General features: G+C 71.9%; 18 protein-coding genes. 16 read left to right on the top strand and 2 right to left on the bottom strand.

The window, feature by feature from the left end; all coding sequences use genetic code 11:
• The first annotated feature begins 227 nt into the window (after nucleotides 1–227).
• The 9 genes from ACZ303_RS25650 to ACZ303_RS25610 all read left to right on the top strand — a co-directional run bounded on the left by ACZ303_RS25650 (nucleotide 228) and on the right by ACZ303_RS25610 (nucleotide 11,137).
• Entirely contained in the window at nucleotides 228–857 is a 630-nt protein-coding gene (locus ACZ303_RS25650) for a flavodoxin family protein (RefSeq protein WP_467342742.1), read from the top strand.
• A gap of 1 nt (nucleotide 858) precedes the next feature.
• Complete coding sequence (locus tag ACZ303_RS25645; RefSeq protein WP_467342740.1) at nucleotides 859–2,430, top strand: carboxylesterase/lipase family protein; 1,572 nt, start codon at nucleotides 859–861, stop codon at nucleotides 2,428–2,430.
• Between the two features lie 53 nt (nucleotides 2,431–2,483).
• On the top strand, nucleotides 2,484–3,659 hold the full coding sequence (locus ACZ303_RS25640) for a 3-deoxy-7-phosphoheptulonate synthase (RefSeq protein WP_467342738.1): 1,176 nt from the start codon (nucleotides 2,484–2,486) through the stop codon (nucleotides 3,657–3,659).
• 74 nt (nucleotides 3,660–3,733) lie between these two features.
• Nucleotides 3,734–4,504, top strand: coding sequence for a 2,3-dihydro-2,3-dihydroxybenzoate dehydrogenase (locus tag ACZ303_RS25635; protein ID WP_467342737.1), 771 nt, complete (start codon nucleotides 3,734–3,736; stop codon nucleotides 4,502–4,504).
• Nucleotides 4,505–4,586: 82 nt separating this feature from the next.
• Nucleotides 4,587–5,231, top strand: coding sequence for an isochorismatase family protein (locus ACZ303_RS25630; RefSeq protein WP_467342735.1), 645 nt, complete (start codon nucleotides 4,587–4,589; stop codon nucleotides 5,229–5,231).
• Nucleotides 5,228–7,111 (top strand): anthranilate synthase family protein, encoded by a 1,884-nt coding sequence (locus tag ACZ303_RS25625; RefSeq protein WP_467342733.1) that lies wholly within the window; start codon nucleotides 5,228–5,230, stop codon nucleotides 7,109–7,111. The genes ACZ303_RS25630 and ACZ303_RS25625 overlap by 4 nt, the downstream gene beginning before the upstream one ends.
• A gap of 58 nt (nucleotides 7,112–7,169) precedes the next feature.
• A complete protein-coding gene (locus ACZ303_RS25620) occupies nucleotides 7,170–8,744 on the top strand; it encodes an AMP-binding protein (RefSeq protein ID WP_467342731.1) in 1,575 nt (524 codons plus the stop codon).
• Nucleotides 8,745–8,944: 200 nt separating this feature from the next.
• Nucleotides 8,945–10,534: an FAD-dependent monooxygenase gene (locus ACZ303_RS25615; protein WP_467342729.1), complete on the top strand. Its 1,590-nt coding sequence runs from the start codon at nucleotides 8,945–8,947 to the stop codon at nucleotides 10,532–10,534.
• A gap of 129 nt (nucleotides 10,535–10,663) precedes the next feature.
• Nucleotides 10,664–11,137 (top strand): RrF2 family transcriptional regulator, encoded by a 474-nt coding sequence (locus tag ACZ303_RS25610; RefSeq protein WP_467342998.1) that lies wholly within the window; start codon nucleotides 10,664–10,666, stop codon nucleotides 11,135–11,137.
• Nucleotides 11,138–11,239: 102 nt separating this feature from the next.
• Here the strand turns inward: ACZ303_RS25610 and pdxR are convergent, their stop codons facing one another.
• Nucleotides 11,240–12,595 (bottom strand): MocR-like pyridoxine biosynthesis transcription factor PdxR, encoded by a 1,356-nt coding sequence (gene pdxR / locus ACZ303_RS25605; RefSeq protein ID WP_467342727.1) that lies wholly within the window; start codon nucleotides 12,593–12,595, stop codon nucleotides 11,240–11,242.
• Nucleotides 12,596–12,750: 155 nt separating this feature from the next.
• On the opposite strand from pdxR, the gene ACZ303_RS25600 reads away from it, so the two are divergent.
• From ACZ303_RS25600 to ACZ303_RS25585, 4 genes are all read left to right on the top strand, one after another.
• Nucleotides 12,751–13,206, top strand: a complete 456-nt coding sequence (locus tag ACZ303_RS25600; RefSeq protein WP_467342725.1) for a carboxymuconolactone decarboxylase family protein — start codon at nucleotides 12,751–12,753, stop codon at nucleotides 13,204–13,206.
• Nucleotides 13,207–13,365: 159 nt separating this feature from the next.
• A complete protein-coding gene (locus ACZ303_RS25595; protein ID WP_467342724.1) occupies nucleotides 13,366–14,583 on the top strand; it encodes an MFS transporter in 1,218 nt (405 codons plus the stop codon).
• A 117-nt stretch (nucleotides 14,584–14,700) separates the two neighbouring features.
• Nucleotides 14,701–16,227, top strand: coding sequence for an FAD-binding oxidoreductase (locus tag ACZ303_RS25590; RefSeq protein ID WP_467342722.1), 1,527 nt, complete (start codon nucleotides 14,701–14,703; stop codon nucleotides 16,225–16,227).
• Nucleotides 16,228–16,581: 354 nt separating this feature from the next.
• Nucleotides 16,582–18,477 carry a helix-turn-helix domain-containing protein gene (locus tag ACZ303_RS25585; protein WP_467342720.1) on the top strand — a complete coding sequence of 632 codons (1,896 nt, stop codon included), beginning with the start codon at nucleotides 16,582–16,584 and terminating at the stop codon, nucleotides 18,475–18,477.
• A gap of 31 nt (nucleotides 18,478–18,508) precedes the next feature.
• Here the strand turns inward: ACZ303_RS25585 and ACZ303_RS25580 are convergent, their stop codons facing one another.
• Complete coding sequence (locus ACZ303_RS25580; RefSeq protein ID WP_467342719.1) at nucleotides 18,509–19,738, bottom strand: IS701 family transposase; 1,230 nt, start codon at nucleotides 19,736–19,738, stop codon at nucleotides 18,509–18,511.
• Nucleotides 19,739–20,108: 370 nt separating this feature from the next.
• Between ACZ303_RS25580 and ACZ303_RS25575 the strand changes: the two genes are divergently transcribed.
• The 3 genes from ACZ303_RS25575 to ACZ303_RS25565 all read left to right on the top strand — a co-directional run bounded on the left by ACZ303_RS25575 (nucleotide 20,109) and on the right by ACZ303_RS25565 (nucleotide 23,506).
• Nucleotides 20,109–21,665, top strand: coding sequence for an FAD-binding oxidoreductase (locus tag ACZ303_RS25575; protein WP_467342718.1), 1,557 nt, complete (start codon nucleotides 20,109–20,111; stop codon nucleotides 21,663–21,665).
• Nucleotides 21,666–21,695: 30 nt separating this feature from the next.
• Entirely contained in the window at nucleotides 21,696–22,424 is a 729-nt protein-coding gene (locus tag ACZ303_RS25570; protein ID WP_467342716.1) for an alpha/beta hydrolase, read from the top strand.
• Nucleotides 22,425–22,510: 86 nt separating this feature from the next.
• Nucleotides 22,511–23,506 (top strand): rhomboid-like protein, encoded by a 996-nt coding sequence (locus tag ACZ303_RS25565; protein WP_467342715.1) that lies wholly within the window; start codon nucleotides 22,511–22,513, stop codon nucleotides 23,504–23,506.
• Nucleotide 23,507: the final 1 nt, after the last annotated feature.

Below are 23,507 nucleotides of genomic sequence, written 5' to 3'. Positions count from 1 at the left end.
CCCAGGTACAGCGTGCGCGACCATAGCCGTCGATCACCCGTCAGTTGTGCGACAGCGGACCGTCAACTTGATGGATCGCGACCCTTTTGACGAAGTTCTGTGAACTACGGCAACCGCCCTTGGCAGTTTCCCGGGCGCCCCAGCAGCATCTGATATGTCCAGTCGGCCGACGCCTCGTCACCCGAGTCCGGCCCGTCGCTGTCCACCCGTCAAGGGGCATTACTTTCATGATCAAGCTTGCCGTCATCTATTCCTCGTCGACCGGGAATGTCCACCGGCTCGCCGAGGCCGCGGCCGCCGCGGCCGAGAAGGCCGGCGCCGAGGTCCGTCTCCGTAAGGTCTCCGACCTCACCAAGGAGACGATCGTCCCCGGGAACGACGCCTGGAACGCGGCCTGGAGCGAGCACGTGGCGGCCACCGAGCACATTTCCGAGGCGTCCCTCGACGACCTCGACTGGGCCGACGCCGTGCTCTGGGGCACGCCGGGCCGCTACGGCCTTCCGTCGGGCCCGCTGAAGCAGTTCATCGACACCACGCTGCCGCTGCACAGCAAGCGGGGCCTGGTGAACAAGGTGATGTCGTCCTTCACCTCCACCGCGACGCTGCACGGCGGCCAGGAGAGCACGATCCTCGCGCTCAACAACGCCTTCTACCACTGGGGCGCCATCATCGTCCCGCCCGGCGTCGCCGACGCGATCCAGCTCGCTCCGACCAACGGCAACCCCTACGGCGTCAGCAGCGTCTCGCGCAACGAGCCGGGCAACGTCGACGACGACAACCTCGCCGCCATCGCCTACCAGTCGCGCCGCGTCGTGGAGATCACCACCGCCCTCCGCCGGGGCCTCGAGGCCGCCTGAGATGAGCCTCACCGATCGACGGCCGCACCCGCCGGGCACCGTGGTGGCACACACCACCGCCGGGCCGGTCGCGGGCGAGCGGACCGGCGGGATCACCGTCTTCCGCGGCGTGCCCTACGCACAGCCGCCGGTGGGCCCGCTGCGCTTCGCCTCGCCCCGGCCGCCCGTCGCCTGGCGCGGCGTGCGGGACGCCACCGCGTTCGCGCCGGCGTCCTTCCAGTCGATCGTGCCCGGCAACAGCGAGGACTCCCTCTACGCCAACGTCTGGACGCCGCGCACCACCGGTTCCCGGCCCGTCCTCGTGTATGTGCACGGCGGCGGCTGGGAACGCGGCGCGGGCCACCTCCCCACCTACGACGGGGCACGCCTCGCGGCCCGTACCGACATGGTCGTCGTCACCTTCAACTACCGCCTCGGCGCCTTCGGTTTCGGCCTGCACGAGGAACTCACGGACCCGCTGACCGGCTCCTTCGCCAACTGGGGCCTTCAGGACCAGGCGGCGCTCGTGCGCTGGGTCCACGACAACGCGGCGGCCTTCGGCGGCGACCCCGACGCCATCACGCTGTGCGGCACCTCGGCCGGCGGTGCGAGCGTGCGCCAGCTGGCGCTCCTGCCGGGGACCGGCCGGCTGATCCGCCGTCTCGTGCCCATCAGCGCCTGCCACACCTGGGCCCCGGCGAACTCCCTGACCCCGGAGGACTCCCGGACGGTCTACGCCGCCCTGGCCGCGGAGCTCGGCACGACGGTGGCCGGCCTGCGCGACGTCCCGGCGGCGGCGCTCAAGGACGCCTGGGAGGAATTCTTCTCGGGCGCCCCGGCCGATCGCCGGGTGGACAGCGGACGCGAATACCGGGGGCCGGTCCTCGACGGCCACTGGCTGGCGGCGGAAGACCACGAAATCCCCGACCCGCCCCATCCCGCGCTGATCGTCCACACCCGTACCGAGGGCTCCTTCTACACCTGCCCCGAACGACCCGCGGCACCCACCGCTCCGGCCGACGAGGCCGCGTTGCGGGAAGCCGTGCGCGGCGTTCTCCTCAAAGGCACCACGAAGGCCGACGACGCGCTCGTCGACGCCTGCCTGCACGCCTACCGGGAAGCCGCCGCGGCGGAAGACCTGCCGCGGGACTCGCTGTCGATCTGGACGGAGGTCTGGGGCGACCTGCTGTTCCGATTCCAGATCCTGCGACTGGCCGAACGGCGCGCCCGTACGGAAAACGCGTCGCAGTACGTGATGGAGTTCGCCCATCCCGTGCGCCCGCCCTACTTCGGCACCCCGCACGAAGGCACGTCCAAATTCCTCTTCGGCACCCACGGTCTGCCCGAGAACGTCGCGGAATTCGGCGACGGGCCCCTGGAGTCGAGGATTTCCGACACGTTCATGGACCTCGTCGCCTCCTTCGCCCGCACCGGCGTCCCCCGCAGTGCGCACGCACCCGAATGGCCGGCGTTCTCGCCGGAGCGGCCCAGCACTTTGATCGTCGGCGGTGATCGTGTCGCGCAGGTCGCCGCAGCCCACAAGCTCAGGCAGCTGCGGTTCTGGGACGACGCGGGTGTCGTCCCCTGTCCCTGACCCCCCACTCCCGCACGCCACCGCCTGTTTGAGCGACCGCCCTGGAGACTTTCGTGAACAACGCCGTACTCGACGCCCGGCCCGAACCCGCCCTTCAGCAGCCCGACTGGGGCGACGCGGCCCCCCAGGTCCAGCGCGTGCGGCGGGAGCTCGCCGACCGGCCCGCGCTGGTGCGCGCCGCCGACGTCCGCACCCTGAGCGCCCACCTCGCCCACGTGGCGCGGGGCGAGTCCCAGGTGGTGCAGGCCGGTGACTGCGCGGAGGACCCGGCGGAGTGCACCTCGGGCTACGTCGCCCGCAAGGCCGGGCTCCTGGACACCCTCGCCGGCGTGATGAAGATGATCACCCACAAGCCGGTGGTGCGCGCGGGCCGCATGGCGGGCCAGTTCGCCAAGCCCCGCTCCAACCCGACCGAGCACGTCGCCGGCGTCGAACTGCCCGTATACCGCGGCCACATGGTCAACAGCCCCGAGCCGCACCCGGAGCGCCGCCGCCCCGACCCGCAGCGCCTGCTGTCCGGCTACCTCGCCGCCAGTGAGGCCATGACCCACCTCGGCTGGCTCAACCCGGCCCGCCGCTCCGGCATCTGCCCGCCGGTGTGGACCAGCCACGAGGCGCTGCTCCTGGACTACGAGCAGCCCATGGTCCGCCGCGACGAGGAGGGCCGGGCGTGGCTGACGTCCACGCACTGGCCGTGGATCGGGGAGCGCACCCGCCAGGTCGACGGCGCGCACGTCGCCCTGCTCGCCGAGGTCGCCAATCCGGTGGCCTGCAAGGTCGGCCCGACGATGGACGCCGACGACCTGCTCGCCCTGTGCGAGCGGCTCGACCCCGACCGCGAGCACGGCCGGCTGACGCTCATCGCCCGCATGGGCGCGGCGAACGTCGCCGACCGGCTGCCCCCGCTCGTCGCGGCCGTACGCGCCGCCGGGCACCCGGTGAGCTGGCTGAGCGACCCCATGCACGGCAACACCCGGGCGGCGGCCGACGGCCTCAAGACCCGCCTGGTGGAGACCGTCATTCGAGAGGTCCACGGCTTCCAGGCCGCCGTCCGGGCGGGCGGAGGCGTCGCGGGCGGTCTGCACCTGGAGACCACCCCCGAGGACGTCACCGAGTGCGTGCAGGACGAGAGCGGGCTCGACCACGTCGGCGACAAGTACACGAGCTTCTGCGACCCCCGGCTCAACCCCCGGCAGGCCATCGCCGTGGTGTCGGCCTGGCGCGGCTGAACCGGCCCGTGGGGAACGCGAACCGCACACCGATCGAATCCGGCCCGCGGGGCCGAGGAGGAGGGGACGCTGCGATGGAGAACAAGGTAGCCCTGGTGACCGGGGCCGCGAGCGGCATCGGCGCGGCCGTCGCCCGCACGCTGGGCGAGAAGGGCGTCCGCGTGGCCGCGGTCGACCGCGACGCGGCCACGCTCCGCGAGGCGGTGGAGAAGCTGGCCGCCGACGGCCTCTCGGCGGAGGGCTTCGTCTGCGACGTCACCGCCGAACAGCAGGTCGCCGACACCGTCGCCGAGATCGAACGACGCCTGGGACCGGTGGAGTTCCTCGTCAACGCCGCCGGTGTGCTGCGCGTCGGCGAGGTGCGGGACTGCACGTCCGAGGACTGGGCGGCGGTCTTCGCCGTCAACGTCACCGGCGTCTTCCACGTGTCCCGCGCCGTGGTCACGCGCATGATCGAGCGCGGCCGCGGCGCGATCGTGACGGTCGCGTCCAACGCGGCCGGCACCCCGCGCCAGGCCATGGCGGCCTACGCGGCGTCGAAGGCGGCGGCGTCGATGTTCACCAAGTCCCTGGGCCTGGAGGTGGCCCGGCACGGCATCCGCTGCAACGTCGTCGCGCCCGGCTCCACGGACACCCCGATGCTCAGCTCCATGTGGAACGAGCGGACCACGCCGGAGTCGACGATCGAGGGCCGCACCGACACCTTCAAGGTCGGCATCCCGCTGGGCAAGCTGGCCCGCCCCTCCGACATCGCCGACGCCGTCGCCTTCCTGCTCTCCGACCGGGCCGCGCACATCACCATGCACGACCTGACCGTCGACGGCGGCGCGACGCTCGGCGTCTGACAGCGCGCCGCCGCGCCCCACCGCCCGGCGACTCCGATACGCAGCCTCTGTTACGCAGCGAACCCGAAGACGAGGAAGTTCCATGGCAGGCATCCCCCCGATCGAGCCCTACCCGATGCCGACAGCGGGCGACCTGCCCGAGAACACCGCCCGGTGGACCGTGGACCCGGCCCGCGCGGTCCTGCTCATCCACGACATGCAGCGCTACTTCCTCAAGCCCCTCCCGGAGGGGCTGCGCGGGGAGCTGGTGCGCAACGCCGCACAGCTCCGGGAGACCTGCGCGGGCCTGGGCATACCGGTGGCCTACACGGCGCAGCCCGGCGGCATGAGCGAGGAGCAGCGCGGGCTGCTCAAGGACTTCTGGGGCCCGGGGATGCGGGTGGACCCGGCCGACCGGCTGGTGGTCGACGAGCTGTCCCCGGCGCCGGGCGACTGGGTGTTCACCAAGTGGCGCTACAGCGCCTTCTTCCGCTCCGACCTGCTGGAGAGGATGCGGACGGCCGGGCGCGACCAGCTGATCGTGTGCGGGGTGTACGCGCACGTGGGCGTGTTGATGACGGCCGTGGAGGCGTTCACCAACGACATCCGCACCTTCCTCGCGGCGGACGCGGTCGCGGACTTCTCCGAGGTCCACCACCGGCTCGCGGTGACCTACGCGGCCGAGCGGTGCGCGGTGGTCGGGACGGCGAAACAGTTCGTCGCGGACCTCGGGGGAGCGTCCGTATGAGCGCCCTCCACGACGAGCTGCTGAGCCGGGTGCTGGCGGGCGAGGCACCGGCGTTCGCGCTGATCCACCGCCCGGACGCCACCGGGGCGGGCTCGCTCGACGTCCTCGTCGGGGACGTCTCCACACCGAGCGCGCTGGCCGACATCCCGCTGCCCGAGGACGGTGCGACCGGGCACGAGGTGCTGGTCGTGATGCCGTACCGGCAGATCGCCGAGCGGGGCTTCGCCTGCTCCGACGACGGCGCGCCCCTGATCGCCATGACCGTCACCGAACAGGCCACGGCCCCGGTGGCCGAGGTGCTGGCCCGGATCCCCGAGACCCGGATCGAGCTGTCCGGCGAGGGCTTCGACGTGGACGACGACGCCTACGCGGACATCGTGCGGCAGGTCATCGCCCGGGAGATCGGCGAGGGCGAGGGCGCCAACTTCGTCATCAAGCGCTCCTTCACCGCCGACATCGGCGACTACACGCCCGCCCACGCGCTGACGTTCTTCCGCCGCCTGATGGAGCGGGAGACCGGCGCGTACTGGACGTTCCTCGTGCACACCGGCACCCGCACCTTCGTCGGCGCCACGCCCGAGCGGCACATCAGCGTCCAGGGCGGCCGGGCGGTGATGAACCCGATCAGCGGCACCTACCGCTATCCGCCGGCCGGGCCGAGCCTGCCGGAGGTGATGGACTTCCTCGCCGACACCAAGGAAGCCGACGAGCTCTACATGGTCGTCGACGAGGAACTGAAGATGATGGCCCGCATCTGCGACACCGGCGGCCGCGTCACCGGCCCGTACCTGAAGGAAATGGCGCGCCTGGCGCACACCGAGTACTTCATCGAGGGCACCACCGGCCGCGACCCGCGCGAGATCCTGCGCGAGACGATGTTCGCCCCGACCGTGACCGGCAGCCCGCTGGAGAGCGCCTGCCGCGTCATCGACCGGTACGAGCCGGCCGGGCGCGGCTACTACAGCGGCGTCATCGCCCTCATCGGCCGCGACCACGAGGGCGTACGGAACCTGGACTCCGCCATCCTCATCCGCACCGCCGACATCGCTCACGACGGGCGGGTGCGCATCGGCGTCGGCGCCACCCTGGTCCGCCACTCCGACCCGGCGTCGGAGGTGCTGGAGACCCGGGCGAAGGCCGCCGGGCTGATCTCCGCGCTCAAGGACAGCGGTGGCGGCCGGTTCGGCCGGCACCCCAGCGTCCGGGCCGCCCTGGCCGAGCGGAACAGCAACATCGCCGGCTTCTGGCTCGCCCCCACGGCCGACCGCCGTCACAGCCGGCCGGTCCTGGAGGGCCGCCGGGTGCTGGTCGTGGACGCGGAGGACACCTTCACCTCCATGATCGACCACCAGCTGCGCGCCATGGGGCTGGGCGTGACCGTCCGCCGCTTCGACGAGCCGTACGCCTTCGACGGCCACGACCTGATCGTCATGGGCCCCGGCCCCGGCGACCCGCGCGAGACGGACCACCCCAAGATCGCGCACCTGAACACGGCGATCGGCACCCTCCTCGACCAGCGGCGGCCCTTCCTGGCGGTGTGCCTGAGCCATCAGGTCCTCAGCCTGCGCCTGGGCTTCGACCTCGTCCGCCGCGACATCCCCAACCAGGGCGTGCAGCGCGAGATCGACCTCTTCGGCGCCCCCGAGCGCGTCGGCTTCTACAACACCTTCGCCGCGCGCGGCGACGACGACAAGGCCGACTGCGGCCCCGCCGGCGTCGTCGAGGTCAGCCGTGACCCGCACACCGGCGAGATCCACGCCCTGCGCGGCTCCCACTTCGCCTCCATGCAGTTCCACGCCGAGTCCGTCCTCACCCAGGACGGCCCCCGCATCACCGGCTCGCTGCTGGCCGGACTGCTGACCGGGATGCCGGTCGCCTGACCGGCGGCCCGTCCCGCCCACCACACACGTACGCCTTTTTGATCTGAGGAGCCACCAGATGCTGCCGATCACCGCCAGCGACACCGGCCTGTACATGGGGCTCGTGGCCGAGCGCGCGGCCGCCGAGCACCCCGGCACGCTGATCACGCTCGACCACGAACTGCCCCTGCTGCCGGGCGTCGGTCCGGAGCTGACCTTCGCCGAGTACGCCGACCACGTCGACGACATCGCCGCCCGGCTGTGGGCCGCCGGTGTGCGCGCCACCGAGCACGTCGCGATCTACAAGTCGTCCGGCTTCGACATCAACATCATCTCGTCCGCCGCCTCGCGGATCGGCGCCGTGCCCGTACAGCTGTCGCCGGGCCTCGACGGCGCGAGCGTCCTCGCGCTCCTGGACCGCCTCGGCCAGCCGTACCTGGTCACGGACGCGGCCAAGCTCGACGGCCCGCTGGCCGACCCGGGCCTGCCCGGCCTGGCCAAGGAGATCTTCATCGTCGCCGGCTCCCGCCCCGGTACGGTCTCGCTGGCCGACCTCGCCGGCTCGCCCCGCCAGGAGGCCGTGGTCCTCGGCCTCGACGAGCCCGCGCTCATCACCCACACCTCGGGCACCACCGGCCTGCCGAAGCTCCTGGTGCACACGCCCCGCACCCTGCACGGCCGCTACCGCCCGCAGGCGAAGCTGTTCGACATCATCCGCAAGCACGAGACCGTGGCCCTGCACGTCTCCTATGTGCACTCCCGGATGCCGCTCGCCCTGGCGGTGCTGCTGCCGCGCGGCGTCCCGTTCCTCGTCATGGACGACGCGGACCCCGAGAAGGTCGCGGAGCTCTTCGCCCGCACCAAGCCGGCGTTCGTCGAGTCGGCGCCCAACTCCTTCATGGAGTGGGAGGAGCTCGCGGACGACCCCCGCAAGCCGTTCGCCAACGTGAAGTACTTCAGCAGCACCTTCGACGCGATCCACCCCGGCACCATGCACCGCCTGCTGCACGCCTCCGAGCGGCACAACCCGGTCTTCTACCAGATCTACGGCCAGAGCGAGACGGGCCCGCTGGTGGGCCGCGCCTTCACCCGGCAGACGGCACTCGGCGCGGACGGCCGCTGCCAGGGCTACGCGTTCCCGGGCGACACGAAGTTCCGCCTCGTCGGCCGCAACGGCCGGCAGCCGTCCAAGGAGCACCCCGGATACATCGAGGTGCAGGCCGCGGGCCGGGTACTGACCTACTTCGGCGAGGCCGAGCGCTACGGCAAGCAGGTCGACGCCGACGGCTGGTGGCGCGGCATGGACGTCGGCTACCGCACGGAGGAGGGCTGCCTGCACCTCCTCGACCGCGAGGTCGACGTCGTCCCCACGATCCACAGCACGCTGGAAGTAGAGGACACCGTCCTCGGCCGCCTGGAGGAACTCGCCGAACTCGTCCTCCTCCGAGGCCCGGCCGACGAACCGCTGCCGGTCGTGTGCACCCGCAACGAGACCCCCCTGGACCTGGCCCGCTGGCGCGAGGCGGTGGCCGACTTCCCACCCATGGCGGACCCCATCCAGATGTCCCTGAACGACCTCCCGCGCACGGCGACGATGAAGGTCCAACGCATAGAACTGACCCGCCGCCTGCACGAGCAGCTGAAGCGGGGCTGAGAGCGGACCACGCCCTCAATCGCCGGACGGGCTGACGACAAGCGCAGCCACAACCAGCCCGTCCGGCGCCCCCCCAGCCCGTCCGGCGATTGAGGACCGGGGTCCGGGGCAGAGCCCCGGTTCGGGAAGGGGCGGGTAGGGGAAAAGTCCGCCGCCCACAGCCAGCCGCAGCCACGGAACCGGAGAGAACAGGAACACCCATGCCCACCGACGACCGAACCCCCACCGACATCGACGTACTCGTCGTAGGAGCCGGTCCCACGGGCCTGCTGGCCGCCTGCGAACTCCTCAGACGCGGCATCCGCACCCGCGTAATCGACCGCGCCACAACCCCCATGCACGTCCCCAAAGCCCTCTCCCTATGGCCAAGAGTCCTCGACATCCTCGAAGACCTCGGCGTAGCCGACGAGATCCGCGAAGTCTCCGCCCCCATCCGCGCCTTCAGCTACTTCTCCGACAGAAAACCCCTCGCCTCCTTCACCTTCACCGACGACCTCGCCGCCCGCCAGCTCCCCCAGCCGGAGACGGAGCGCATCCTCACCGAGCGCCTGCGCGAGCTCGGCGGCAAGATCGAGCGCGGCGTGCGCCTCCTCGCCCTCGACGACGTCGACTTCTCCGGCCGGATCGACGCCACGGACGGCGTCACGGCGATCCTGGAGCACGGCGACGGCCTCGTGGAGCGGGTCAGGGCGCCGTTCGTGATCGGCGCGGACGGCGCCGGCAGCTCCGTACGCGGCCAGCTCGGCATCGGCTTCGAGGGCACGACGTACGAGATGGCGTTCGCGCTGGTCGACGCCCATATCGAGGGCTATCTGCCGCCCGACGAGATCCTGTACTACCAGGCGCCCAGCGGCACACTGGTCATCGTGCCGCAGCCGAACGGCGTGCACCGCTTCCTGTCGGTCATGCCGGACGGCGGCCGCGAGGTCAGCGTGCCGATGATGCAGGAGCTCCTCGACGCGCGGGGCCCGCGCGGCGTGCGGATCACGGAACCCGTGTGGCAGACCGTGTTCCGGGTGCACGCGCGGCGGGCCCAGGAGTTCCGGCGCGGGCGGGTCTTCCTGATGGGTGACGCGGCGCACGTGCACAGCCCGGCCGGCGGCCAGGGCATGAACAACGGCCTCCAGGACGCCCACAACCTCGGCTGGAAGCTGTCCGCCGTCATCCGCGGCGAGTCGCCGTCGACGCTCCTGGACTCGTACGGGCCGGAGCGCTCGGAGTCCACGCGGCGGATCGTCCGGGACACCGACATCCAGACGCGGGCGTGGATGTTCAACGGCCCGGCGCAGGTCCTCGCCCGGGACGCCGCGTTCCGCTTCCTGGACCGCTCGCAGGTGGTGTCGCGCTTCTACACCCCCGTGATGGCCGGGAGGCGCCTGTCCTACGCGCCCGAGCGCGACACCCAGCGCCCCGCCCGCTGGTCGGCGTGCCGGCTGCGGGGCAGGCTCCCGGGCGGCGCGAAGGTCGGCGGGACGTTCCCGCGCCGGGCGGCGCTGTCGGCCGGGATCGCCGGCCCGGGCACGGACCCGCACCGCTGGGTGCTGGCCCTGCGGGCGCCGTCGGGCGACGGTGCCTGGCTGCGCGAGATCGGCCATATAGCCGCCCGCTGGCCGCAGTTGCGCGTGCTGGCGATTCCGCGCGGCGTCGACGCGGCGGGCACCTTCTGCGGCCGGCCCGGCTATCACCTGATCCGCCCGGACGGTCACATCGCGGCGCACGGCCACCGGGACGACCTCGACCGGCTGGAAGCGGAGCTGGCCACGGTCCTGCGACGTCCCTCGGACAACTGAGGGAAAGCGCGACGAGAACGCCGGACGAACGAATCGCGCCACGGCGGGGGCGTCCACCGAATCGGTGAACGCCCCTGCCCCACAACGATTTTACCTGTCCGTTTCTCGCTATAACATCGCGGCATGCGAATGAGCGAGGGTGTGGAATGGGCCTTGCATACCTGCCTCAATCTGGCGTGGGTCGGCCCGGAGAAGGCGGTGACCGCCGCCCGGCTCGCCGCCTTCTACGATCTCCCGCCGGCTTATCTCGGCAAGCAGTTGCAGGCACTGGTGCAGGCTGAAATCGCCTCTTCCAGTCCCGGCCCCAAGGGCGGTTTCCGGCTGGCGCGCGGGCCGGAGATCATCACGCTCATGGACATCGTGACGGCGATCGAAGGATCCGAGCGGGTATTCCGCTGTTCCGAGATCCGGCGCCGCGGCCCGCAGAGCCGGATATCCGACGGCTTCGACCACCCCTGCCACGTCTCCTGGGCCATGCGGGAGGCCGAACTGGCCTGGCGCCGCGAACTGGCCGGCAAGACCCTGGCCGACGTCCAGCGCACGGTCCTGCGCAGCTCCCCCGCGGTGCCCGAGAACACCCGCCGCTGGTTCTCCGAGAATTGACCCGGCGAATCGACCCCCGCGCCGGCACCAGCGCCTCGTGAACCTCCCACCGGCCCGCGCCCCTCGCTCGCCTCCCACCGGCCCGCTTCCCGCCCCCGCCCCTCAGCCCCGCCCGCGCCCGCCCACCGGCCCCGACTCGTAGGGCGGCGGCAGCGCCTCGCACAGCGCCTCCAGCGCCCCCGCGAAGGCGTGCTCGGGCGGCGTGCCGTAGCCCACCACCAGGCCGTCGTAGGGCGGCTCCCCGCTCGCGGCGTGCCGGTAGAGCGACAGCCCCTCCAGCGCCAGCCCCTGCCAGGCGGCGGCCTTGACCACCGACGCCTCGGTGCCCGCCGGGAGTTCCAGCACGGCGTGCAGCCCGGCGGCGATGCCCGTGACCCGCACGTGCGGCGCCCGTTCGCCGAGGACCTCGATCAGCTGGTCGCGGCGGCGCCGGTAGTGCCGGCGCATCCGCCGTACGTGCCGGTCGTACGAGCCCGAGTCGAGGAAGTCCGCCAGGGTCAGTTGCTCCAGGGCGCTGGCCCACGGCTCCCGTTCGCCCTTCGCCTCCACCACGGCGTCCACGAGCCCGCCGGGCAGCACCATCCAGCCCAGCCGCAGCGCCGGTGACAGGCTCTTGCTGACGGACCCGATGTAGACCACCCGGTCCGGGTCGAGGCCCTGCACGGCGCCGACCGGTTGCCGGTCGTAGCGGAACTCCCCGTCGTAGTCGTCCTCCAGCACCAGTCCGCCGCCGGCCCGGGCCCAGTCGACGACCGCGGAGCGGCGCTCGTGGTGCAGGGGGCCGCCGGTCGGGAACTGGTGGGCGGGCGTCAGCAGGACCGTTTCGGCACCGGTCGCGGCCAGCTCCTCCACCCGCGCGCCCCGGTCGTCCACCGGCAGGGAGACCGTCTCCAACCCGGCGGCGGCCAGCAGATGGCGGTAGTAGCCCAGCCCGTACGCCTCCACGGCGATGGTGCCCGAGCGCACCTCGCCCAGCAGGCGCAGCGCCCCCGCGAAGCCCGAGCAGATGACGATGCGGTCGGGGTCGGCCCGTACGCCGCGGGCGCGGGCCAGGTACTCCGCGACCGAGCGGCGCAGCTCGATCCGGCCGCGTGGATCGCCGGGCCCGAAGGCGTCGTTGGGCGCCACGGTGAGCGCGCGGCGGGCGGAGGCGAGCCAGGCGGAGCGCGGGAAGGCCGAGGCGTCGGGGGTGCCCTGCACGAGGTTGTACGCCGGGCGGGAGGCGCGGCTCGGCGTGGTGGGCCGGCGCGGTCGCTGGTCGGGGAGTTGGGCGCGGCGGGCGACGTAGGTGCCGGAGCCCTGCCGGGCGTTCAGCCAGCCCTCGGCGACCAGCTCGGCGTACGCCTCGGCGACGGTGTTGCGCGCCAGGCCCAGGTCGGTGGCCAGTGACCGGTAGGGCGGCAGCCGGGTGCCGGGCGTGAGCCTGCCGGTGCGGATGGCTTCGCGCAGTGCGCTCATCAGCGCGCCGCGGCGGCCGCCCGGCGGTGAATCGGGGAGCTCCAGATGGAGATCACTGCCCAGGCTCCCCCCCGGATCAGCGCTCGCATTGACCTTCGATTTCACCCGGGAATTGCACCACACTCCGGACCGATTGGCTGCCTAAAGTCATTCTCATGACCGTTCCCGAGCTCGACCAGCGCATGAACTTCACCAAGGCGGCGCCCAAGGTCTTCAAGGCGATGATCGCCCTGGACACGGCCGCCCGCGCCGGGCTCGACCCGGTGCTCATCGATCTGGTCCAGATCCGCGCCTCGCAGATCAACCACTGCGCCTACTGCATCGACATGCACACCAAGGAGGCGCGCAAGGCCGGTGAGAGCGAGGAGCGGATCTATCAGCTCAACGCCTGGCGTGAAGCGGGACTGTTCACGGCGAAGGAGAAGGCCGCGCTCGGCCTGACCGAGGTCGTGACGCGGCTGGCCGACGGTGAGGTGCCGGACGCGGTCTACGACGAGGCGGCCCGGCATTTCGAGGAGCCGGAGCTGGCCCAGCTCATCGCGCTGATCTTCACCGTGAACGCCTGGAACCGCATCGCGGTCCCGACCCGCAAGATTCCCGGTACCGAGTGACCGGCCGCTTTTCCCTATCGACCTGCGCGTAGTCCCTGCAATTCACCGGGCGCGGCAGGCGCCCGGCTCTCGCCCCCTCCCGACCGGTTACCGGTACCGCCGGGAGAACGGGCCGCGGCAATTCCCCCGATTACCGCTCGTGATGAAGGTTGTGAGGACTTGACCACTGTCGAATCATCGGCTCCCCTGACCGACCCGGGAAGATCACCGGTCAAGGGCTGGTTCGCCGTCGCGGCGGTCACCCTGGGCATCTTCTGCCTGATGACCTCCGAGCTGCTGCCCGTCGGCCTGCTCACCCCGGTCGGCGACGCCCTGCACGTCTCCGACGGCACCGCCGGCCTGATGGTGACCGTCCCCGGCATCGTCGCCGCGCTCTCCGCCCCGATCGTCACCATCGCCACCGGCCGGATCGACCGCCGGCTCGTGCTCGGCATCCTCGTGGGCATGGTCGGCGCGGCCAACCTCGCCTCCGCCTTCGCCGACCACTTCGCGATCGTGCTGGCCGCCCGCTTCCTCGTCGGCATCGCCGTCGGCGGCTTCTGGGCCATCGCGGGCGGCATCGCCCTGCGCCTGGTGCCCGAGGAGCACGTGGGCCGCGCCATGGCGGTGATCTTCGGCGGTGTCGAGACCGCCTCCGTGCTCGGCGTCCCGACCGGCACCCTCATCGGTGACCTCAGCGGCTGGCGCACGGCCTTCGCGGCCGTCGGCGGCCTCGGTCTGACGGCCCTGGTCCTGATGGTCTTCCTGCTGCCGCCGCTGCCCGCCTCCGAGTCCCTGACGTTCGCCGAACTGCCCAGGATCTTCAAGGACAACCGCGGTGTGCGGGTCGGTATCGGCATCACGTTCCTGCTGATCACCGGGCACTTCGTGGCGTACACGTTCGTCCGGCCGATCCTCCAGGACGCCGGGATCTCCGGCAGCTCGATCAGCATGATGCTGCTGATCTTCGGAGTCGCCGGCATCACCGGCAACTTCATCGCCGGCGCCAAGGTCGGGCAGCACGTCCGCACGATCGTGCTGACGATCTCCGTCGTCCTGACCGCCGCGATGGTGCTCTTCGCGGTCACCGGCGGCGGCATGGCCACGGGCATCGTCCTGCTGGTCCTGTGGGGGCTGGGCTACGGCGCGGTGCCGGTGAGCCTGCAGACCTGGATCCTCAAGGCGGCGCCCGACGCCACCGAGGCGGCCTCGTCGCTCTACGTCTCGATGTTCAACTTCTCCATCGCGCTCGGTGCCCTGATCGGCGGGTTCGCCTTCGACAACCTCGCCATGACCAGTGTGCTGTGGATCGGTGCCGGCCTGGCCGTCCTCACCCTCGCGGTGGCGGGCAACCGGACCAAGGGACTGCTCTCCACCGAGCCCGCCGCGGGTCACTGACCCGCCCCACAGACCCGCCCCCGCACTTAATCCCCCGGAGTGCGGGGGCGACCCCCTCGCCCCACCCCTTGCGTTCCCCGTCCACAAGTTGTCCCGTGTTATCCCGAGAGGCTGAACATGCCTGCATCTGCGAGCCGGCCGTCCGTCGTGGGCACCGACGACCCGCGTTACGAGGACCTGGCCACCCGCGGCAACAACAAGCGCTTCGCCGCCCGCCCCCAGGAGTTCCGGGTGGTCACCTCCACCGCCGAGGTGGTCGAGGCGGTACGCGAGGCCGTCCGCGGCGGCCGGCGCATCGCCGTCCGCAGCGGTGGCCACGGCTACGAGAACTTCACCGGCGACCCGGCGGTCCAACTCGTCATCGATCTCGGTGAGATGCGCGCCGTCTCCTTCGACGCCGAGCGCGCCGCGTTCGCGATCGAGCCCGGCGCCCGCCTCCTCGACGACGTCTACCGCACGATGTACGAGCGCTGGGGCGTCGCCGTCCCCGCCGGCAACAGCAACAAGGTCGGCGTCGGCGGCCACGTACAGGGCGGCGGCTACGGCTCCCTGTGCCGCGCCCACGGCCTGATCACCGACCACCTGTACGCCGTGGAGGTCGTGACCGTCGACGCGGCCGGCGAGGTCCGCGCCATCGTCGCCACCCGCGAGCCGGACGACCCGCACCACGACCTGTGGTGGGCGCTGACCGGCGGCGGCGCCGGCACCTTCGGCATCGTCACCCGCTTCTGGTTCCGTACGCCCGGCGCCACCGGCACCGACCCCGGGCAGCTGCTGCCGCGCCCGCCCGCCGAGATGATCACCAGCACCGTGCTCTTCCCGCGTCCGGGCCTGGACAAGCCGGCGCTGCGCGCGCTGGTCGGCGGCTTCGGCCGCTGGCACGAGCGCAACAGCGCGCCGGACTCCCCGTACGCCCACCTCTTCAGCAGCCTGGTGCTCCTCGGGAAGAACCCGGACCCGGAGAAGGACATGGGCGCCGTGCTGGTCACGCACATGGACGCGACCCGGCCGGACGCCGAGCGGCTGCTGACGGACTTCCTCGACGAGGTCACCGGACAGGCCGGCCTCTCCCCCGTCGTACTGCCGCACGAGACCATGCCGTGGCTGGACTCCAAGAAGGCGCTCGGCGACGCGCAGGACGCGGAGGTCGGCCGGCAGAAGGTGAAGTCCGCCAACCTGCGCCGCTCCTTCAGCGACGACCAGGCCGACGCGCTCTTCGACTTCCTGGGCGGCGACGACCACGCCAACGACAGCAGCCTGGTGGCCATCGACTCCTACGGCGGCCGCGTCGGCGCCGTCGCGCCGGACGCCACCGCCGTGGCGCAGCGCGACTCGGTGATGAAGGTCCTGTTCATGAACACTTGGCAGGACGCGGGCCACGACGAGACCAACCTGGACTGGATGCGCCGTTTCTACGGTGCCGTGTTCGCCAAGGCCGGCGGCGTGCCCGTACCGGGCGACGACCAGGACGGCTGCTTCATCAACTTCGCGGACGTCGACCTGGCCGACCCGGCCGTCAACACCTCCGGAACCCCCTGGCACGAGCTCTATTTCAAGGACAACTACGCGCGGCTGCGCTCCATCCGGTCGGCGTACGACCCGCGCGGCGTCTTCGGGCACGCGCTGTCGGTCCGCCCCGTCTGACCCCTGGCGACCATCCGCCGCCGTGCCCGGGCCCCCGGCCTGATCACGGCGGCGGAGCGGGCCGAACCCCCACTTGTCCCCGTCCCCTGGCGAGAGGATCATCCTGGTACACACCAACACCGCGACTGTGCGCGGCGCTCAGCGCGCCGCCGGGGCGACCGTGCCCGGAGGGATTCACCGACTCCGGGTACGGCTGACCGCTGCGCTTTTTCCGCGTCCGGGGGGCGTCAACGGATTTGTGAGGCCGTTGACTCGGACATTACTCAATGCGTAGCTTCCGACATGTACGCCGTGATCGATCTTTGCGTTGCACCACAGGGGGAGCACATGGGGAGCATTGCGTCGCCAGGGAGGATGACAGAGGCCAGTGCGTTCGCCGTACTGGAGTTGCTGGCCGACGAGGCACCGATCGACCAATTCGAATCACTTGTGGAGGAGGCCCGCTGGCGCGGCACCACAGGCGCCGAACTGGCATTCCTGGAAAAAGCCAAGCGGCTCGGCATGGCGATCTACGCACAGGTCGAACGACGGCAGCGAAAGGAGGCCAGGCTCTCGGCGTTCATCGATACGGCACGCAGCCTGGCCAATACCCAGGACCTGCCCGCACTGCTTTCCACACTCGCCCGCCAGGCGCGTCAGCTCTTCGATGTCGACCTGGCGTACATCACTTCTTTCGACAGAACTCCCGGCCTCGTATCCATCAGCGCCTTCGACGGCCATACGAGCGTATTGAGCACCGGTCTCACCATTCCCGACGACGCGACCATGAGCGGCGGCCCCACCCCCTTCTGGACCCCCGACTACGCGGCTGACGAGCGGGTCGGCCACAGCCAGGCCGTCGACCGGCTGATGCGGTCCGAACGCATCCGCGCCCTCATGTCGGTCCCCCTCAACGACGGCGCCCGGCCCGTCGGCACCCTGTACGTCGCCAGCCGGAGCATGCGCTACTTCACCGCGGGCGAGGTCTCCCTCATGGGCTCGCTCGGCGAACTCGCCGGCGTGGCCATCGGCAAGGCCCGCTTCCTGGAGCACGCCGCCGATGTGATCTCCGAGCTGAAGGAGCACAAGGCCGGGGCGCGCGGCGCACAGGAGGTCACCGCCATCCAGGGCCGGCTGATGGACGTGGTCCTCTGCGGCGGCGATCTGCACGCCCTGACCTCCGAGGCCGGCGCGGTCCTGGGCGGCGCCGTGCGCGTCCACGCCCCCGACGGCGCGGTCCTGGCCACGGCCGGCGAGATGCCGGCCGAGGCCGAGGCCGACGCGGTGCGCGCCCTGGTCGAGGCCCATGTGCCGCGCGAGGCCACGCTGCTGGACGGCGGCCTGTGGGCGGCGCCGGTCCTGGCGGGCGACGAGGACCTCGGCACCCTCCTGCTGAGCCCGCGCCACCCCCTCGGCGACCTCGACCGCCGGCTGCTGGTCCTGGTCACCCAGACCATCGCCGCCCATCTGCTGCTGCGTCACAGCCGGGACGAGTCGGCCACCGGTCACGACCGCGACTGGCTGCTGGAGGACCTGCTGGCCAGCCCGCAGCGGCCGGCCGAGCAGTTCCAGGAGCGGGCGGGCCGGCTCGGCGTCGACCTGAGCCGGCCGCACGTGGTCGTCGTCGCCCGGCCCGAGGGCGAGCCCCAGGACAAGCTGGCCATCTGGGCCTCCTCGTACGCCCGCCGCAGGAACGGCCTCAAGAGCATGCACGCGGGCTGCGCCGTCTTCCTGCTGCCCGGCACGGACGCGACCGCGGCGGCCGAGCAGGTCTCCCGGGGCCTCGCGCCGCTCCTCGACCAGCCGGTCACCGTCTGCGCGTCGGGACCGGTCGAGGCGGGCCGGGACATCGCCGGCGCCTATGAGGAGGCGCTGCGCTGCCTGGAGGCGATGATCGCGCTGGGCGGTACCGGAGGCTTCGCCTCCGCCCGGGAGCACGGCTTCCTGGGCGTCCTGCTGTCCGACACCCATGACGTCGAGGGCTTCATCCGCTCGATGATCGGCCCGCTCGCCGACTACGACGCCCAGCGCTTCACCGAGTTCACCCGCACCCTGGACGCCTACTTCGACGCCCGGGGCAGCATCACGCAGACGGCCGAGCGGCTGCATGTGCACCCCAACACGGTCGCCCGTCGGCTGGAGCGGATCAGCGAGCTGTTAGGGGCGGGCTGGCAGCAGTCGGAGCGGGCGTTCGAGATCCAGCTCGCCCTGCGGCTGTCGCGGATACAGCACGTGCTCCAGCGGCGCCGTCCGCTGCCGGAAGCGGCCTGACGGAGGCGGCGGGTCCGGCGGGGCCTGTGGCTCAGACGGCGTAGCCCAGGCCCGTCCGGCCGGTGCGGCCCAGCGCGGTGACCGCGTGCGCGGCCGAGGCGAGGGTGACGTGCCGGTGCCATCCCTTGTACGAGCGTCCCGTGTAGTCCCGCATCCCCACCCGGTCGGAGATCTCCGCGAAGTCGCGGTCGACCCGGCGGGTCATCTTGCTGAGCTGCATCAGGGCGACGGGGTGCAGGGAGGTCATGTCGGTCAGCCAGAGCGCGGTGGGGGACGACTGTCCGTTCTCCCACTCGCCCATCAGCCGCAGGTCGCCCATCCCGGCCTGGCCGAGGATCCGGACCGGGCGCGGGGTCCGGGCCGGCATCCGCACCCGCACGCTGGCGGCCATGCTGGTGCGCAGCGTCTCGGCGGGGTCGTGGTCGGACCACATCACCGGGCGCCGCATGCCCGCGGCGGCGCTCATGATCTGGTGCGCGGCGACCCCCTCGGCCCGGCAGCCGGGCAGGGCGGGGTCGGCCGCCGTCAGCCGGAAGGTGTTGCTGACCCTGACCAGCAGCGGCACGCCGGCGGCCCGCAGCCGGCGCACGATCATGGCGGTGTCGGTCTCCGGGGCGTCCAGTACGAGCGGCCGGACCGGCACCTTCCAGTCCGCGAGCATCTCCAGATAGGCCCCGACCGCGCAGTCGCCCAGGGACTCGGGGACGGTGCCCTCGGGTATGGAGGCGCGGGCCCGCCGCTCGTCGTCCTCCAGCCACTCCTCGGACAGGTGCAGCCGCCAGTTGACGGGGCTGGCCATCTCGTCGGAGGCCGCCCACACGCCCACGGCCTGCTGGGCGTTGAGCACCTGGCCGAGCGCGGGGAAGAAGCGCCGGTCCACGCCGACGGAATGCCGGCCGCCCTTGGGGATGACCATCGGGCGCACCACCCATGCCTGCGGCGGGGCGATGCGGTTGAGGTGCGCCACGAGCGCCTGCCGCACGGGCGCCCAGTCCCAGATCGAGCTGGAGATGAAATGGTGCATGCTCTGTTCGGTGGCCGAGCCACCGATCAGCGCGGCGATGTTCCGGATGGTTTTACGGCCCTGCCCCCCGAGCAGGCCCCGGAGGTATTCCAGGCCCTTTCGGCGCTGATCGCTCCGGGGCAGGGTGGCAAAGAGCTCCGAACAGAGTTCGGTGAGCATCGCGTCATAGGCCCCGGCGTACTTCGGTGCGTGCGACTGCCTTCTTACGTCGTCGGGGTACAGGGCAACAGTGCTCATTGCAATCCCTATCTCGACTGAGCGGGTATCCGTCTCGAAGTGGCTCCTCCACAGTGCCGGTTTCCGCCTCCGCCGCCTAGGTGCGCAAACCACCGGGCTCACCGGGCGGGTGGTGGATGTTCCACCACCACTCACGCTGCGTGAAGAAAACGGCCGGACTCTGACGCTCTGCCGACGAAATCGACCGGAATTCGGTGTTCCAGAAATCGACTTGACTGACTCCACCCCACACCAGGAATAAACCTGGAGTTCCATCGTCCGGCTGCATACGGTCCCTCCGGACAGACAATGTCAGCCTTCTCGGCCCTGGCCTGAAAGAACGTTGACACTTCGCCCCGCGCATCGTGGGGCCCACGGGGGAGGTCTTCAAGTGATCAACAAACGGATCGGCAGCCGGATCAGCAGACGCTCGATCCTCGGAGCGGGCGCCGGAATCGGCGCCGCCGGGGTGCTCGCGGCCGGCGGATCCGGCCTTCTGGGCCCGGTGTCCGCGTTCGCGACCGGCACCCCCTGGGCCCGGCTCCGCGAGAAGCTCACCGGCGACCTCGTCCTGCCCGCCGACCCCACGTACACCGTGGCCAAACAGCTCCAGCTCTCGCAGTACGACGCGATCGAGCCGCAGGCCATCGCGTACTGCCGGACGAGTGCCGACGTCGCCGCGTGCGTGCGCTTCGCGCAGGACAACCACCTCGCCGCCACCGCCCGCAGCGGCGGCCACAGCTTCGCCGGCTACTCCACCTCCCCCGGCCTGGTCATCGACGTCTCCCGGATCGACGGCGTCCGCACCGCCCGCTCCACCGTCCGGCTCGGCCCCGGCTGCCAGGGCGTGGACGTCGTCACGGCCCTGGACACCTACGGCATCCAGGTCGCGGGCGGCACCTGCCCGACCGTCGCCGCCGGGGGCTGGCTGCTGGGCGGCGGACTCGGCCCGCACGCCCGCAAGTTCGGCATGGGCTGCGACCGGCTGGTCTCCGCCCAGGTGGTGCTGGCCGACGGCACGACGAAGCGCTGCTCCGAGCACGAGCACGCCGATCTCTTCTGGGCGCTGCGCGGCGGGGGCGGCGGCAATTTCGGCATCGTCACCGAATACGAGGTGCGGCCCACCCAGTTGCCCTCCATGGTGGTCTTCTCCCTGACCTTCGGCTGGTCCGCGGCGGCCGACGCGATCCAGGCGTGGCAGCAGTGGATGGCCACCGCTCCCCGCGAGCTCGCCGCGGAGCTGTTCGTCCAGCTGTCCACCGACGACCCGGCCGGCACCGAGCCGTCGGTGCAGGTCAGCGGCACGCACGCGGGCACGCAGGCGGAGTGCGACCGACTCCTCGACAAGCTCGTCGCGGCGGCCGGTGCGCGCCCGGCCTCCCGCGAGGCGACCGAACTCCCCTACCGCGCGGGGATGATGAAGGTCTTCGGCTGCGCCGACAAGAGCGTGCCCCAGTGCCACCGGGTCGGTTATTCACCCCAGGCCCAGCTGCCGCGCGACAACTTCGTCACCGGCCGCAATCTGTACTTCACCAAGCCCTGGACGAAGCAGGCCACCCAGGAGGCCCTCACGGCCTTCGCCGCCGACATCCGCAAGGGGCAGTACCGCTTCCTGGGCTTCTTCGCCTACGGCGGCCAGATCAACACCGTCGACCCCAAGGCCACCGCCTTCGTCCACCGGGACGTGCTCTTCGAGACCGACTACCAGATCGGCCTCACCACACCGAGCCCCGCGCAGGACGCGAAGGACGCCGCCCAGGCATGGGTCGACGGCGGCTACGCGGCCGTCGACCCCTACTCCAACCACCGTTCGTACCAGAACTACATGGACCCGGCCCTGCGCAACTGGCGTGAGGCGTACTACGGCCAGAACTACACCCGCCTCCACTCCGTCAAGCGCGCCTACGACCCACACGGCTTCTTCCGCTTCGCACAAGGAATCGACTGATGCGACCGGACCCCGCATAGAGTGACGGGCGTGACCGTTGAGCATGAAGTGACGCGCACGCCCGTCCAGGGGACGAACGGCAAGGCCATCGACGTGTACGCGCCCTCCGGCGCCGGCCGGGCGCCCGCGCCCGCCGTGCTGTTCTGGCACGGCACGGGCCCGGACGAGCGCGAGGTGCTCGCGCCGGTCGCGGAGGCCGTCGCGGCCCGGGGCCGGGTGGTCTTCGTCCCCGACTGGCGCTCCGACGCCCCCGACAGCGGCCGGGCGCACCTGCTGGAATCCCTCACCTTCGTCCACCGCCAGGCGTCCGTTCACGGTGGCGACGCCGGGCGGCTCGTGATCGCGGGCTGGTCGGCGGGCGCCGGCGCGGCGGTCGGGGCCGGTCTCCGCCCCGACCTCGTCGCCGGACCGCGCCCACTGGCCGTCGTCGGCATCGCGGGCCGCTACGACCGCCCGGCCCGCACCACGGGCACGGCCCCGCTGGACGACCTGGCCGACGGCTCGGCCGCACCCGTGCCCGTACGGCTCGTCCACGGCACCGGGGACGACCTCGTCGACATCGGCCACGCACGGGAGTTCGCGGCCGCGCTGCGCTCCCACGGCCGGCCGGCGCCACTGGAGGAGCCGGCCACCGACCACGCCGGCGTCATCATGTGCGCGTACGACCCGGCACTCGGCCGTCTGCGCCCGAGCACGGCCCAACACGCCCTCCAGGGCGGCCTGGTCACGGTCCGCGCGGTGGTCGAGGCGGCCGGCTGAGGGGCGTGCGCCCCTGAGAGCGACCCCGACCGGATGTCCGGGTGGTCCCTGATGTCGCGGAGGCGCGCATCGTTCATGATCAACTCATGTCATACGCACGCTGGGGGGAACCAGCTCTGACGCAGGCCGCCGCGGGGATCCCGCCCGCGGCCGGCGCGCTCCGCTCCGCCGCGGAGACCGCCCTGGTGGTGCTGCCGCTCCTGGCCGTGCTCGTCGTGAAGTACGACCGGCCGGGCGCCGCGCTGGTCCGGCGTACGGGCCGCCGGATCAGGTCGTGGACCCTGGCCGCCCCCGCGACCACCGCGCTGTGCACCTTCGTCGTCCTGCACTCGCTCACCCTGGCCGAACTCCCCGCCGGAGTCGCCGAGGACGTCCTGCGCAACCACAGCAGCAACCTCGGCCGCCTGGCCGAACACCCGTTCTCGGCGCTGGTGGGCTCGGCGCTGTGGACCGAGACGTCCGACCTGCCGATGGTCGCCGTCCTGGCCCTGCTGGTGCTGGCGCCCGTGGAGCGCCGGCTGGGCACGGCGCGGGCCGTCGTGCTGTTCTTCGTCGGCCACGTGGTCGCGACGCTCCTCACCGCCTTCGTCCTGACGACGCTGCTCCAGGTGCGGCCCGAGCAGTATCAGGACCGGGGCCTGCACAGCGTCGTGGACGTGGGCATCAGCTACGGCAGCCTCTGCCTGGCCGGCGTCCTCTGCTACCGCGTACGGTCCCTGCGCCTGCGCGTCGCGGCGATGACGGCCCTCACCGCGGGCGTCGTCGCGTCGGGCGCCCTCTTCCCGGACTACACCGGCTTCGGCCACAACACGGCCGTCCTGCTGGGCTTCCTGCTCGGCCCGCTGGTCGCGCGGGTGACGCGGCCGGACGCGGCGGCGGAGATCGCCCAAGCCTCCGCGGGCGGGCGGGAATTCTACCCGCCCGACAGCACCTCCCACCCGAATGTCCTCGCTTTTACTTGGAGGCGACTCCGAATGTGGTGGAATTCTCTCGGATCAACTGAATCGAGAAGACCGGCAACACCGAAGAAGACGGAGAAGATCGATAATCAGCTTTCTCCAGGTCGTCAGGCAGCACCCTGAA

The sequence above is a fragment of the Streptomyces sp. NPDC023527 genome, assembly GCF_055560115.1.
The sequence above is the reverse complement of the archived record's forward strand: the minus strand, read 5'-3'. Positions and strand labels throughout refer to the sequence as shown.

Excerpts from the sequence above, each read along its gene's own strand:
- ACZ303_RS25650 (WP_467342742.1), top strand. The coding sequence starts at position 228 with ATGATCAAGCTTGCCGTCATCTATTCCTCGTCGACCGGGAATGTCCAC.
- ACZ303_RS25645 (WP_467342740.1), top strand. The coding sequence starts at position 859 with ATGAGCCTCACCGATCGACGGCCGCACCCGCCGGGCACCGTGGTGGCA.
- ACZ303_RS25635 (WP_467342737.1), top strand. The coding sequence starts at position 3,734 with ATGGAGAACAAGGTAGCCCTGGTGACCGGGGCCGCGAGCGGCATCGGC.
- ACZ303_RS25630 (WP_467342735.1), top strand. The coding sequence starts at position 4,587 with ATGGCAGGCATCCCCCCGATCGAGCCCTACCCGATGCCGACAGCGGGC.
- ACZ303_RS25625 (WP_467342733.1), top strand. The coding sequence starts at position 5,228 with ATGAGCGCCCTCCACGACGAGCTGCTGAGCCGGGTGCTGGCGGGCGAG.
- ACZ303_RS25620 (WP_467342731.1), top strand. The coding sequence starts at position 7,170 with ATGCTGCCGATCACCGCCAGCGACACCGGCCTGTACATGGGGCTCGTG.
- ACZ303_RS25615 (WP_467342729.1), top strand. The coding sequence starts at position 8,945 with ATGCCCACCGACGACCGAACCCCCACCGACATCGACGTACTCGTCGTA.
- ACZ303_RS25610 (WP_467342998.1), top strand. The coding sequence starts at position 10,664 with ATGAGCGAGGGTGTGGAATGGGCCTTGCATACCTGCCTCAATCTGGCG.
- pdxR (WP_467342727.1), bottom strand. The coding sequence starts at position 12,595 with ATGAGCGCACTGCGCGAAGCCATCCGCACCGGCAGGCTCACGCCCGGC.
- ACZ303_RS25600 (WP_467342725.1), top strand. The coding sequence starts at position 12,751 with ATGACCGTTCCCGAGCTCGACCAGCGCATGAACTTCACCAAGGCGGCG.
- ACZ303_RS25590 (WP_467342722.1), top strand. The coding sequence starts at position 14,701 with ATGCCTGCATCTGCGAGCCGGCCGTCCGTCGTGGGCACCGACGACCCG.
- ACZ303_RS25585 (WP_467342720.1), top strand. The coding sequence starts at position 16,582 with ATGACAGAGGCCAGTGCGTTCGCCGTACTGGAGTTGCTGGCCGACGAG.
- ACZ303_RS25580 (WP_467342719.1), bottom strand. The coding sequence starts at position 19,738 with ATGAGCACTGTTGCCCTGTACCCCGACGACGTAAGAAGGCAGTCGCAC.
- ACZ303_RS25565 (WP_467342715.1), top strand. The coding sequence starts at position 22,511 with ATGTCATACGCACGCTGGGGGGAACCAGCTCTGACGCAGGCCGCCGCG.